Raw genomic sequence first — 12,557 nt, forward strand, 5'->3', positions numbered from 1 at the left:
GCGGCTACGCCTTACCCGACCTACGGTGGGGTGCGGCCTGTGTCGGGTGGCGGCTGCGCCTTACCCGACCTACGGTGCGGTGCGGCCTGTGTCGGGTGGCGGCTGCGCCTTACCCGACCTACGGTGCGGTGCGGCCTGTGTCGGGTGGCGGCTCTGCTTAACCGGACCTACGGTGCGGTGCGGCAAACCGACCAGACCGTAGGCCCGTGCAAGCGCAGCGCCGCCGGGCGTCAGTAGCGCACGCACACCGATTTGGTTTCACACCAGCCATCCAGCCAGTCCGGGCCGAAATCACGGCCTGTGCCGGACTGCTTCATCCCGCCAAACGGCAGGTTGGCGTCGATCAGGGTATGGCTGTTCACCCACACGGTGCCCGCCTGCAGGCGGTCGGTGAACTCCAGCGCTTTGCTGATGTTTTGCGTCCAGACGCTGGCGGTCAGGCCATATTCGGTATCGTTCGCCAGGCGCAGCGCCTCTTCGCCGTCAGCGACGCGCACCAGGTTGACCACCGGACCAAACACCTCTTCGCGGGTCAGGCGCAGGCTGGCGTCCGGGTTCACCACCAGCGTCGGCGACACGTAGTAACCCTGATCGTTCGGACCACGGTTGCCGGTAATCAGCTCCGCCTGGCGCGACTGCGCTTCATCAAGGAAGGTCTGCACTTTGTCGCAGTGGGCGCGGGAAACCAGCGGGTTGATGTGCGCCTCCTGGGACATGCCCGGCCCGACGCTCAGGGATTTCACCGCCTGCTCAAAACCGCTCACCACGGTATCAAACAGCGGCGCTTCGACGTAAATACGCGAGCTGGCGGCGCACACCTGGCCCTGGTTCAGGAAGCTGCCGGTCATCAGGCCTTCGATCACCCATGCCGGATCGGCATCTTTCAGGACAATCGCCGGGTTTTTACCGCCCAGCTCCAGCGTCACCCCCATCAGGCGATCGGCGGCGGCGCGCGCAATCTGTTTCCCGGTGGCGGTCGAGCCGGTAAAGCTCACCCTGGCGATATGCGGATGGTTGGTGAGCGCAGCGCCACACACCGCCCCGCTGCCAGTCACTACGTTAAAGACGCCGTCCGGGACCCCGGCCTCGGTTGCCAGTTCCGCCACGCGCAGCAGGGTCAGGGGCGTGGTTTCGGACGGTTTGATCACGATAGAGCAGCCGGCCGCCAGCGCGGGCATCACTTTCCACATGCCAATCAGCAGCGGGAAGTTCCACGGCACGATCCCGGCCACCACGCCAATCGGCTCTTTGCGCGTCCACGCCTGGTAGCGCGCTCCCTGCGGCATCGGAATGGAGAGATCCAGCGTCTTACCGGCGATTTTGGTGGTCAGCCCCGCGGTGTAGCGCATCCAGTTCAGAGTGCAGCCCACTTCAAAGGCGCGGGAGATGTTAATGGATTTACCCTGCTCCAGGGTTTCGAGCTGGGCCAGCTCCTCGGTGTGCTGCTCCACCAGATCGGCGAAGCGCAGCAGAATACGTTCGCGCTCCGCCGGCAGTTTGCCGGACCAGCTGCGGGCCACAAAGGCGCGCCAGCCGGCCATCACCGCGCGATCCACATCTTTCGCGCTGGCATCGGCGGTAGAGGCAATCACCTGACCAGTTGCCGGGTTAAAGATATCCAGACGCTTTTCGCTGTCGGAGGCGGACGGTTGTCCCTCGATCCAGAGGCCATGTTGGCGATCCAGAAATTGCTGCACGCTGTGCAGTACTGCGACCTGTGTATCAGACATAGCGATTCCTTATTATTCGCAGGGTGTCATCGCAGTCTAAGATGGGTTTGCGCAGTGCGCTTTTATCTCTGTGACATTCGCTTTGTCGGCTGTGACAGGCTCCGCAAAACGCGACAATAGTGCCGTTTCGCTCTGTTACACCGTGGTGTTCTTGCCTATATTTCGCCCCATGTCACGGGTAATTAGAAACATAAATGCAACAATGTTTAAACATTCACGACGTAGCAGGTCAGACGATGGCGAGTGCAAAGGAAACGGACAATTATCAGCAGTGGCTGGCGCAGATTAATCAGGCTTGCGGAAGTTTTGCGGCCCAGCCCATGAGCGGCGAGTTTTACGGCGAGCTGGAATCCACCTGGACCGGCAACCTGAAGCTCAGCACCGTCACCGCTGGCGGCGTGAATCTGTTTCGTACCCGCCAGGAGATTAAAACCAGCAACGATGCCTGGTTCTACACTGTCTTTCAGCTGGAAGGTGAAGCGGGACTGGAGCAGGACGACCGGCAAATTATGCTCAACGCGGGGGATATCACCCTGATCGACGCCTCCCGCCCCTGCTCGATCTACTGGCCGGAAAAATCCCGGCAGATCTCATTGTTGCTCCCGCGCCAGATCCTTGAGCAGCACTTTCGTTTTCAGGAAGTGAGCTGCGCGCAAAAACTCTCCCACAGCCTGCCTACCGTCCAGCTCAGCTATCGTCTGCTGCAGGAGAGCATGAACAATCCGCGATTGAGTGAAACCGAGAGCGAAGCCGCGCTGGAGGCGATGGTCTGTCTGCTGCGCCCGGTATTGCAGCAGCGTGAAAGCGTGCAGCCGCGCAAGGCGCGCCAGTTCAGCCACGTACTGACGCTCATCGACGATCATATTCAGGCGGAACATTTGCGACCGGAGTGGATTGCGGCGGAGTGCGGGATGTCGGTGCGTAGCCTCTACCGGATGTTTGCCGAGAAAGGGCTGGTGGTGGCGCAGTACATCAAGAACCGTCGGCTGGATCTCTGCGCGCAGATGCTACGTAGCGCTCGTGACGATGAGAAGCTGGCGGGCATTGGCTACAGCTGGGGCTTTACCGACCATAGCCACTTCTCCACGGCATTTAAGCAGCGCTTTGGGATCTCCCCTGGCGAATACCGCAAACGCCACCGCTAATCACTTCTGTAACCATCTACCGTTGACGCCCTGGACATATTCGCCGGGGCGGGCGCGGGCAACCAGTTTGCTTCCCGCCATTTTGGCCACCTCATCGACCGGAAGGTTATTGCTGTCAGCAAGCCGCTGATAACTCTCGGTACGAGCCTTGTTGATCTGCTCCACCAGCGCCAGGGTTTCGCGATCCTGGCTGCGCGGGGCGATATAGCCGCTCAGCGTTTCCCCCACGCGCCCCTCGGTGCGGGCTTCGTTGAGGGTCAGGGCGAACGCGGGCGCACAGAGCCCCAGCGTCAGCAGAATGAGCGTGAAGTATTTTCTCATGGCGGCCTCAGAAGAGATCGCTGCGCGATTTCAGCAGCGATTCCACATCTTTATCCACTTTGATGTGGATTTCATGTTCAATTTTGACGTTCATGTTGATGGTGATGGGCTCCTTCGACGCCGCCACTTCTATCCTCGGCGTGCAGCCTGTCAGCGTCAGTATCACAATCGCGGTGAAGCCACCGGCCAGCTTTTTCATGGTTGTTCCTTACATTCCTTGCCTGTCGGACAGCGGTTATCCGGTAGTGCCGCGTGCTCCTCCAGCCACGTCTGCAGCTTGTCGCCAAAACGCAGGCTGCGCCAGAGGGTAAACACGTTCTCCTGATGGGTATAGTTGAGGTTGACGGCCTGTGTCTGGCCCTCCACGCGGCTGGCGCCACGCAAGGTCGACGCCAGGGTTAATTCACCCAGATTATCTAAATTGAGTTTCGTCCACGACTGCGAAATTTCCATATAGCGAAGCCAGTTAATCGCGCCGCCCGCCGCCCCGTTCTCTTTCACCAGCGCATCGGCAGTCTCTTTATCAAGACGCAACGTCATCGGACCCGCGTTGGTTAGCCAGCCATCTTTGATGATCCACTTGTCGTTGTCCAGCCACAAGGGCAGCGCCCCGCTGAACGGCCCGGACAGGGCAAACTGTTTGGGATTTATCGCACTGATAAGCTCGCTGGCGGAGAGATTCTGCACCCGCAGCAGGGCCGCATCGTGCTGGGGCATGCGCAGCTGCTGCAGGGTCACTTTACCGCCCAACAGATCGACGCTGACGTCGCTCAGCAGCAGCGGACTGGCATCGCTCCAGGGGTAATCGCCCTGCAGATCGGCGGTGATGTTGCGGGCCGTGACCTGGTTTTTCACCTCGCCAATGCGCAACGTCACCGGACCGCGGGTTCCCAGCGACCAGGTGCCCTGGCTGAAGCGGAACGGCAGGACAAAGTCGACCCCGTTGATTTTGTTATCCGGCATCCAGACGCTACCGCTCTTCAGCACGCCGTGGCCTCCGGCCTCAAAGCCCTGATCCGCCGCTGCGGAATAAGCCACCTGGGCATAAAGCTCCCCCTCCCTGAGGGTCATCTTCCAGTCCGGTGGGATCAGCGGCTGAAAAACGGTCAGGGATTGCTTCGGCCACCAGGCCTGGCCGCGCAGACGCTCCCCGTCCCAGCGCCCGTTCAGCTGCACCGGGCCGATGGCTCTGGCGTTAAGGGTGCCTTTGTACTGGAAAAATGTTGGATCGCTACCCTCCACGCTGAATTTGATCGTTGAGGGGGGTAATACACTGCCGCCGGTAAAGGTGGTCTCTCCGGCATCGAAGGAGAGCGCGCCGCTGAAGTGCGGATCGGCAGGGTCGCGCTGCCAGCGGATTGGGCGCTCAAGCACCATGCGCGGTGCGCTGGCATGCAGGGTGCCATATTTCAGCTGATCGAAGCCGGTGGAAAGCGCGCTCAGCTCAATCACGCTGTCGCGCCACTCCCCCCTGCCCGCCACGTCCCAGCGGGCCTGCATCGGGGTAAAGTTGCCCTCCCCCCAGTAGCGCCATTGCCACAATCCGTTATCCGGCAGAAAATTGCTGGCCCGGCCATCCAGGTGCAGGGTGAAATCCCCCATCTCCTGTTCATGGGCGCGTAAGATGGCCTGCAGGCGACCGTCGATGCCGTTAAGGGTGAGCGCCACGCCAGCCAGCGGCCAGCGCACCTCGTCGATATTCAGGGAGTCGATAACCCGCCCCCGGGAGCGCAGCAGCGCCCCCGGGGCAAATGCCAGCCGGGGCTCGGCAAGGCTGCCGGTCAGCGTGGCGGGTAACTTCGCGTACAGCGTCAGGTCGTTCTGTTTGGCAATGCCGGTGAGCTGCATCGGCATGGCGCTGTTGTCCATGCTTAGCTTGCCGGGGCCGAAGGTGAGCACCGCGTTGCCCTTCCCGGCATCGCCCTGGGTCAGCACGTTCATTCGCCCGCTGACGATAGCCTTCTCCGTGCCCTGTTGCCAGTTATCGATCTTAAGCCCCAGCCGTCCGCTCAGGGGAACACCGGCCTGAACCCAGCGCCAGCGCCCGTCGCTGATGGTGAACTGTTCCGGGGTGATCTGCCAGGGGAGATCCAGCAGCGGCTCGCCGCTCTCCCGGGCAATCATCACCAACTGGCCCTGGTTGTCCTGCCATTCAAGCTCGGCATCCACAAGGGTTGAGATCTGCGGCACGGTAAAGGTCGCCACCGTGTGCCCCTGCACCGGCAGGCCATCCGGCACCAGCGGCAGAGTAAATTCCCCCACCAGTTTTACCGGCTGGGGATTATCGGGGAGGTTAAGCGTGACATCGGTTACCGTCAGCGAGCGGCCGCGTAGTTTTCCCCGCAGGCTAAACTTATCTCCGTGGTAGACAATTTCTTGCAGGGACGGTGTCAACGAAGCGGTTAATTTCCCCTCCCACACCTGCCAGGGGGAGAGTGTCAGGCGGTCGATGTTAAGCCAGGTGTTGGGTAGCAGGGCTTGCCATTCGGCCAGGGAGCGCGGCGCGGTGGGCGTGGGCTCGCTGGCGGGGATTTTGCTCAGGCAGGCGCTGTTGAGATCCAGCGCGCCGATGTCAAGCTTCCAGCGGCTTGGGTGGCTGAGAGTAGCGTCTTTGACGCGGGCGATTTCGCACTCTTCCACCAGATAGCGCAGATCGGGGATGACCAGAGCGCTGCGGGTCAGGCGCGGGCTCTCTTCAAAGGCGATGCGGGTCCCGGCGGGGAGCCAGATCCCGGCAAGCGTAGGCACCCACTGCGCAAGCGTCAGTAGTAGCGTCAGCGGCAAAAGGACGATCAGAAGCAGTAGCGCGATCGCGGCTTTGTATGTACCCCTCATGGGCAGTTAATATCCTGATTTAGCGAAAAAATTAGCCGACAGTATCGAATATTGTGGCATGTTTAGCCGATCAGTTGAAGCGAACGCCACTTTTAAGGATAGTTGCTACATAATTATCCATAGAACTTATTGAATTCAATAAAATTTTATAAATTGTAAGATTATTTTAATCATGCTACCGTAATTGAAAACACACTGGAGAAAGTCTTATGAAACTCGCGGTATACAGTACAAAGCAATACGACAAAAAGTATCTGCAGCACGTTAACGAGGAGTATGGCTTCGAACTTGAATTTTTCGACTTTCTGCTTAATGAAAAAACAGCCAAAACCGCCCACGGGTGTGACGCGGTCTGTATTTTCGTTAACGACGACGGCAGTCGTCCGGTGCTGGAAGAGCTGAAAAAACAGGGTGTGAAGTACATCGCCCTGCGCTGCGCGGGCTTTAATAATGTGGATCTGGATGCGGCAAAAGAGCTGGGTCTGCAGGTGGTGCGCGTGCCCGCCTACTCCCCGGAAGCGGTGGCTGAACACGCCATCGGCATGATGATGTCCTTAAACCGCCGTATTCACCGTGCTTATCAGCGCACCCGTGATGCCAACTTCTCCCTGGAAGGGCTGACCGGTTTTACCATGTACGGCAAAACCGCCGGGGTGATCGGCACCGGTAAAATTGGCGTAGCGGCCCTGCGGATCCTGAAAGGGTTTGGTATGCGCCTGCTGGCGTTTGACCCGTACCCAAGCGCCGCCGCGCTGGATCTGGGGGTGGAATATGTCGACCTGGCAACCTTGTACGCAGAGTCAGACGTGATCTCCCTGCACTGCCCGTTAACCGCTGACAACTACCATCTGCTGAACCAGAGCGCCTTCGACCAGATGAAAGATGGCGTGATGATTATCAACACCAGTCGCGGTGGGCTGATTGACTCTCAGGCCGCCATCGAAGCCCTGAAAACGCAAAAAATCGGCGCGCTGGGGATGGACGTCTACGAAAACGAACGCGATCTCTTCTTTGAAGACAAATCCAACGATGTGATTCAGGATGACGTCTTCCGCCGCCTCTCCGCCTGCCACAACGTGCTATTCACCGGCCACCAGGCGTTCCTGACCGCTGAGGCGCTGATCAGCATTTCGGAGACGACGCTGGGTAACCTGAGTCAGCTGGAGAAAGGCGAAGCCTGCCCGAACGCGTTGTTCTGAGGAAAGAGCCTTTAACTTAAAGCAGCTCATATCCTTAAGGGAATAATTAGCCTACAGCGGCTCCCTGGTCCGGCTGAAAATCGCCGAAGCGTTTCCGGAAGGCCGGGGCGAGGCGCATGGACGCGCCGAGAGGGCATAGCCTGCATGGATGCAGGCTATGCCCGACCCGAAAGCCTGGAGGAATAAGCTGAGGACAAAATTGCCGGGAGCAATTTTGGACAGCGCTTGCGCTGGCCCCGGAGGGGTGAGCCCCAGGGATGGGGCGAACAATCCGCGAAGCGGCGATTTTCTTGCCGGGAGCCGGGATTGTTAAGGGGGCGGCGATAGCCCCCTTAACACGTTCACCGGTGACGTGGTTTACAGAGAAGCAGCGAACGCAAGGTGAACGGAACCACCTCCACCGCAACATATTATTCCGTGCATTGCCCGGCGGCGCTACGCTTGCACGGGCCTACAAACCCCAAACCCCAAACCCATCCCCCCACATTTCAGATTAACCCGCAAGACAATCCCCGCCAGCGCAATAGACTATGCATTAGCTATTTATGAAGTGAATATATTGAGAAGAAACATGAAAACGTTCGTCGCAGTAACGCTCCTCAGCATGGCGCTGACAGGCTGTGTTAACCCAGGGAAAGCCTCTGTCCAGGAAGAACAGCTCCAGCAGCACCGCTTTGTGCTGCAAAGCATCAACGGCGCCGCCGTCGCCCCGGTCACCACGCCGCCGGAAATCACCTTCGGCGAAAAAATGGCGGTCTCAGGGGTGATGTGCAACCGCTTCAGCGGCCAGGGCAAGCTCTCCGATGGCGAGCTGAAGGTCAACGATCTCGCCATGACGCGTAAGCTCTGCACCGAACCCCAGCTCAATGAACTGGATCACGCCATCGGAACGATGCTGCGCAGCGGCACAGAGGTGGATCTGACGGAAGATGTATTAACCCTGGCGACGGCCGAGACGACGCTGGTCTTCAAACGCGCAGAATAATCAGTAACTGCCGCACGATCCCACGGCAAGCGACTGTTCACTGCAGCGTTTGCCGTTAGGCAGCGCACACATGCCGATGGCGGAGCCATCCAGCTGACGCGCAACGGACAGCGAACCGCCAATCATGGCGCAATTTGCCTGGCCGGAACTGGACATCGCCGCCTTCATCCCCGGCGCGACGTGCGCGGCGGTTGCCTGCTGAACAGGTTCATTGCTGCAGGCCGACAGTAACAAAGCGGCACACCCAACCCAAAATGCTGCGCGCATAATCTCTCCCCTCGTTGAATTGCAAAACCTATGCATAATAGGCACCCCGTCCGCGTCCGTCGAGAGCGAAACCACGATTTTCCACGTTGTAAAACGTTTTGTTCGCTATTTTTACGCAAAAGTTTGATCGAGCCATTGGTAGCGTCAATAAGCAGGACACAAAAGCGAAAATCGTTTCAGCGCCCCTTTGCTAAACTCACAAGATAATTACAGGACCCGCCGATGCGTTACGGGTCCCTCTTTCTTTGCGCAATGTAAGGGTGTCATATGCAAACTATTGACGGCAATGGCGCAGTCGCGTCCGTCGCGTTTCGCACCAGTGAAGTGATCGCCATCTACCCCATTACACCCAGCTCGACCATGGCGGAACAGGCCGATGCCTGGGCCGGTAACAGGCTGAAAAACGTCTGGGGTGATACCCCTCGCGTGGTTGAGATGCAGTCGGAGGCCGGGGCGATTGCCACCGTCCACGGCGCGCTGCAGACCGGCGCGCTCTCCACCTCGTTTACGTCGTCGCAGGGTCTGCTGCTGATGATCCCGACGCTCTACAAGCTGGCGGGACAACTCACGCCATTCGTGCTGCACGTCGCGGCGCGCACTATCGCCACCCATGCCCTGTCGATTTTTGGCGATCACTCTGACGTGATGGCCGTCCGCCAGACCGGTTGCGCCCTGCTCTGCTCTGGCAGCGTGCAGGAGGCGCAGGATCTGGCACTGATTTCACATATGGCGACGCTGAAAAGCCGCGTGCCGTTTATCCACTTCTTCGACGGCTTCCGCACCTCCCACGAGATTAATAAAATTGTCTCGCTCTCAGATGAGACGATCCGCAACCTTCTTCCCCAGGCGGAGATCGATGCCCACCGCGCCCGGGCGCTGAACCCGGAGCATCCGGTGATCCGCGGCACCTCCGCTAACCCGGATACTTACTTCCAGTCCCGCGAGGCGACCAACCCGTGGTATGACGCGGTGTATGACCATGTGGACCAGGCGATGGCCGACTTTGCCGCCGCCACCGGGCGTGAGTACAAGCCGTTTGAGTATTACGGCCACCCGCAGGCAGAACGCGTCATCGTCATCATGGGGTCCGCCATCGGCACCTGTGAAGAGGTGGTGGATGAACTGCTGCGCCGGGGCGAGAAGGTGGGCGTACTGAAGGTGCGTCTCTACCGTCCGTTCTCGGCCAAACATCTGCTGGCGGTGCTGCCGGAAAGCGCGCGTTCTGTGGCGGTGCTGGACCGTACCAAAGAGCCCGGCGCGCAGGCCGAACCGCTCTATCTGGACGTGATGACCGCCCTGGCGGAAGCCTTTAACGGCGGCGAGCGCGAGACGTTGCCGCGGGTGATTGGCGGGCGCTACGGGCTGTCGTCGAAAGAGTTTGGCCCGGATTGCGTGCTGGCCATCTTTAACGAGCTGAGCGCCGCGAAGCCGAAGCCGCGCTTTACCGTTGGTATCTATGACGATGTGACCAATCTGTCGCTGTCGCTACCGGAAAATACCCTGCCGTCAACCGCGAAGCTGGAAGCCCTCTTTTACGGGCTGGGTAGCGACGGCAGCGTGTCGGCGACCAAGAACAACATCAAGATCATCGGTAACTCCACGCCATGGTATGCCCAGGGCTATTTCGTCTATGACTCGAAAAAAGCCGGGGGGCTGACGGTATCCCATCTGCGCGTCAGCGAACAGCCGATCCGTTCGGCATATCTGGTGTCGCAGGCCGATTTCGTCGGCTGCCACCAGCTGCAGTTTATCGACAAATACCAGATGGCCGAGCGCCTCAAACCGGGCGGGATTTTCCTGCTCAATACCCCCTACAGCGCCGATGAGGTCTGGGCGCGCCTGCCGCAGGAAGTGCAGGCGGTGCTGAACCAGAAAAAAGCGAAGTTCTGGATCGTTAACGCGGCGAAAATCGCCCGTGAATGCGGCCTGGCGGCGCGGATTAACACCGTTATGCAGATGGCTTTTTTCCATCTGACCCACATCCTGCCCGGCGACAGCGCCCTGATGGAGCTGCAGGGGGCCATCGCCAAAAGCTACAGCAGCAAGGGCCAGGAGCTGGTGGAGCGTAACTGGCAGGCGCTGGCGCTGGCGCGGGAGTCGCTGGCGGAAGTGCCACTGCAGCCGGTCAACGCCCACAGCCCGAACCGCCCGCCGGTGGTGTCGGACGCCGCACCAGACTTTGTGAAAACCGTCACCGCCGCGATGCTGGCCGGGCTGGGCGATGCTCTGCCCGTCTCCGCCCTGCCGCCGGACGGCACCTGGCCGATGGGGACCACCCGCTGGGAAAAACGCAATATCGCTGAAGCGATCCCAATCTGGAAAGAGGAGCTGTGCACCCAGTGTAACCACTGCGTGGCGGCCTGCCCGCACTCCGCTATCCGCGCCAAAGTGGTCTCCCCTGAGGCCATGGAAGCTGCCCCCGCCAGCCTGCACTCGCTGGATGTGAAATCCCGCGACATGCGCGGCCAGAAATATGTTCTGCAGGTCGCCCCGGAAGACTGCACCGGCTGTAACCTCTGCGTGGAGGTCTGCCCGGCGAAAGACAGACAGAATCCGGAAATCAAGGCCATTAACATGATGTCGCGCCTTGAGCATGTGGAAGAGGAGAAAGTGAATTACGACTACTTCCTCGACCTGCCGGAGATCGATCGCAACAGCCTCGAGCGCATCGACATTCGCACCTCGCAGCTGATTACTCCGCTCTTCGAGTACTCCGGCGCCTGTTCCGGCTGCGGGGAGACGCCGTACATCAAGCTGCTGACCCAGCTCTATGGCGACCGGATGCTGATCGCCAATGCGACCGGCTGTTCGTCGATCTATGGCGGTAATCTGCCGTCAACGCCGTACACCACTGATGCCAACGGGCGCGGCCCGGCGTGGGCGAACTCGCTGTTCGAAGATAACGCCGAATTTGGCCTCGGCTTCCGCCTGACGGTGGATCAACACCGCGTACGGGTGATGCGTCTGCTGGAACAGTTTGCCGATACGATCCCGGCGGAGCTGAACAGCGCCCTGCACAGCGAGGCAACGCCTGATGTACGTCGTCAGCAGGTGGCCGAGCTGCGTCAGGCGCTGGCGGGCGTGGAAGGTGCAGAAGAGCTGTTAACCGATGCCGATGCGCTGGTTGAGAAATCGATCTGGCTGATTGGCGGCGACGGCTGGGCCTATGACATTGGCTTTGGCGGTCTGGACCATGTTCTCAGCCTGACCGAGAACGTGAACATTCTGGTGCTGGATACCCAGTGTTACTCCAATACCGGGGGCCAGGCCTCGAAGGCGACACCTCTGGGGGCGGTGACCAAGTTTGGCGAGCATGGCAAACGCAAGGCGCGTAAAGACCTGGGCGTCAGCATGATGATGTACGGTCATGTTTATGTGGCGCAGATCTCGCTGGGGGCACAGCTGAACCAGACGGTGAAAGCGATTCAGGAGGCGGAGGCCTATCCTGGCCCGTCGCTGATTATCGCCTACAGCCCTTGCGAAGAGCACGGATACGATCTGGCGCTGAGCCACGATCAGATGCGCCAGTTGACCGCGACGGGCTTCTGGCCGCTCTACCGCTTTGATCCGCGTCGTGCCGACGAGGGCAAACTGCCGCTGGCGCTGGATTCCCGCCCGCCGTCTGACGCGCTGGCAGAGACGCTGTTGCAGGAACAGCGGTTCCGCCGTCTCAATGCTCAGCAGCCCGAGGTGGCTGAGCAGCTGTGGAAAGACGCCGCCGCCGATCTGCAAAAACGCTATGACTTCCTGGCCCAGCTTGCCGGGAAAGCCGAAAAGTCGGCCAGCGAATAACCCGAAGCCCGGCCTGTCCGGGCTTTTCTTTACCGATAAAAAAAGCCCGCCAGAAAGTGTCTGGCGGGCGGCTCCTGTTTAGCGATAAATAACAGTACCTATATTAAAAAGTTATTTATGCGATAAACGGAAAAATAACTACAGGCATATAACACCGCTGATTTTACTGGTTTCAGGGGAGAATGGATAATTTTAGTTTTATATGGATTAATTAAACACATTCACCAAAATTATGACCATTTCTACAGCAGTAATTTCTTTAGATTTTACTTACCTGGTAACA

Annotated in this window: 9 protein-coding genes; 4 read left to right on the forward strand and 5 right to left on the reverse strand. The window is 59.5% G+C overall.

All coding sequences use genetic code 11. The annotated features are described in order from the left end of the window. Positions 1-230: 230 nt before the first annotated feature. The gene (locus GNG29_RS12105; RefSeq protein ID WP_156654619.1) at positions 231-1,730 is read right to left on the reverse strand and encodes an aldehyde dehydrogenase family protein; all 1,500 of its coding nucleotides are present in this window, start codon (positions 1,728-1,730) and stop codon (positions 231-233) included. 236 nt (positions 1,731-1,966) lie between these two features. Between GNG29_RS12105 and feaR the strand changes: the two genes are divergently transcribed. Continuing rightward, complete coding sequence (gene feaR, locus GNG29_RS12110) at positions 1,967-2,875, forward strand: transcriptional regulator FeaR (protein ID WP_156654620.1); 909 nt, start codon at positions 1,967-1,969, stop codon at positions 2,873-2,875. Here the strand turns inward: feaR and GNG29_RS12115 are convergent, their stop codons facing one another. Genes GNG29_RS12115 through GNG29_RS12125 form a run of 3 tightly spaced genes read right to left on the reverse strand, consistent with a single transcriptional unit; the run spans position 2,876 to position 6,031 of the window. Beyond that, a complete protein-coding gene (locus tag GNG29_RS12115; protein WP_103179820.1) occupies positions 2,876-3,196 on the reverse strand; it encodes a YdbL family protein in 321 nt (106 codons plus the stop codon). A 7-nt stretch (positions 3,197-3,203) separates the two neighbouring features. After that, positions 3,204-3,395, reverse strand: coding sequence for a YnbE family lipoprotein (locus tag GNG29_RS12120; protein WP_039028506.1), 192 nt, complete (start codon positions 3,393-3,395; stop codon positions 3,204-3,206). Then, positions 3,392-6,031 (reverse strand): YdbH family protein, encoded by a 2,640-nt coding sequence (locus GNG29_RS12125; protein WP_103179821.1) that lies wholly within the window; start codon positions 6,029-6,031, stop codon positions 3,392-3,394. The genes GNG29_RS12120 and GNG29_RS12125 overlap by 4 nt, the downstream gene beginning before the upstream one ends. A gap of 209 nt (positions 6,032-6,240) precedes the next feature. On the opposite strand from GNG29_RS12125, the gene GNG29_RS12130 reads away from it, so the two are divergent. Both GNG29_RS12130 and hslJ read left to right on the forward strand, forming a co-directional pair. Beyond that, positions 6,241-7,230, forward strand: coding sequence for a 2-hydroxyacid dehydrogenase (locus GNG29_RS12130; RefSeq protein WP_103179822.1), 990 nt, complete (start codon positions 6,241-6,243; stop codon positions 7,228-7,230). 571 nt (positions 7,231-7,801) lie between these two features. Continuing rightward, on the forward strand, positions 7,802-8,215 hold the full coding sequence (gene hslJ / locus GNG29_RS12135; protein ID WP_103179823.1) for a heat shock protein HslJ: 414 nt from the start codon (positions 7,802-7,804) through the stop codon (positions 8,213-8,215). Here hslJ and GNG29_RS12140 read toward each other — a convergent pair whose 3' ends face one another. After that, complete coding sequence (locus tag GNG29_RS12140) at positions 8,216-8,482, reverse strand: DUF333 domain-containing protein (RefSeq protein WP_103179824.1); 267 nt, start codon at positions 8,480-8,482, stop codon at positions 8,216-8,218. Between the two features lie 267 nt (positions 8,483-8,749). Here GNG29_RS12140 and nifJ point away from each other — a divergent pair, with 267 nt between their 5' ends. Further along, the gene (gene nifJ / locus GNG29_RS12145) at positions 8,750-12,274 is read left to right on the forward strand and encodes a pyruvate:ferredoxin (flavodoxin) oxidoreductase (protein WP_156654621.1); all 3,525 of its coding nucleotides are present in this window, start codon (positions 8,750-8,752) and stop codon (positions 12,272-12,274) included. The last annotated feature ends 283 nt before the right edge of the window (positions 12,275-12,557 follow it).

Origin of the sequence: Leclercia sp. Colony189 (assembly GCF_009740165.1) — a bacterium.
GTDB lineage: Bacteria > Pseudomonadota > Gammaproteobacteria > Enterobacterales > Enterobacteriaceae > Enterobacter.

Bases quoted from the DNA above. Each gene is read 5' to 3' on its own strand.
- GNG29_RS12140 (WP_103179824.1), bottom strand. From the start codon at position 8,482: ATGCGCGCAGCATTTTGGGTTGGGTGTGCCGCTTTGTTACTGTCGGCC.
- GNG29_RS12115 (WP_103179820.1), bottom strand. From the start codon at position 3,196: ATGAGAAAATACTTCACGCTCATTCTGCTGACGCTGGGGCTCTGTGCG.
- hslJ (WP_103179823.1), top strand. From the start codon at position 7,802: ATGAAAACGTTCGTCGCAGTAACGCTCCTCAGCATGGCGCTGACAGGC.
- feaR (WP_156654620.1), top strand. From the start codon at position 1,967: ATGGCGAGTGCAAAGGAAACGGACAATTATCAGCAGTGGCTGGCGCAG.
- GNG29_RS12120 (WP_039028506.1), bottom strand. From the start codon at position 3,395: ATGAAAAAGCTGGCCGGTGGCTTCACCGCGATTGTGATACTGACGCTG.
- nifJ (WP_156654621.1), top strand. From the start codon at position 8,750: ATGCAAACTATTGACGGCAATGGCGCAGTCGCGTCCGTCGCGTTTCGC.
- GNG29_RS12105 (WP_156654619.1), bottom strand. From the start codon at position 1,730: ATGTCTGATACACAGGTCGCAGTACTGCACAGCGTGCAGCAATTTCTG.
- GNG29_RS12125 (WP_103179821.1), bottom strand. From the start codon at position 6,031: ATGAGGGGTACATACAAAGCCGCGATCGCGCTACTGCTTCTGATCGTC.
- GNG29_RS12130 (WP_103179822.1), top strand. From the start codon at position 6,241: ATGAAACTCGCGGTATACAGTACAAAGCAATACGACAAAAAGTATCTG.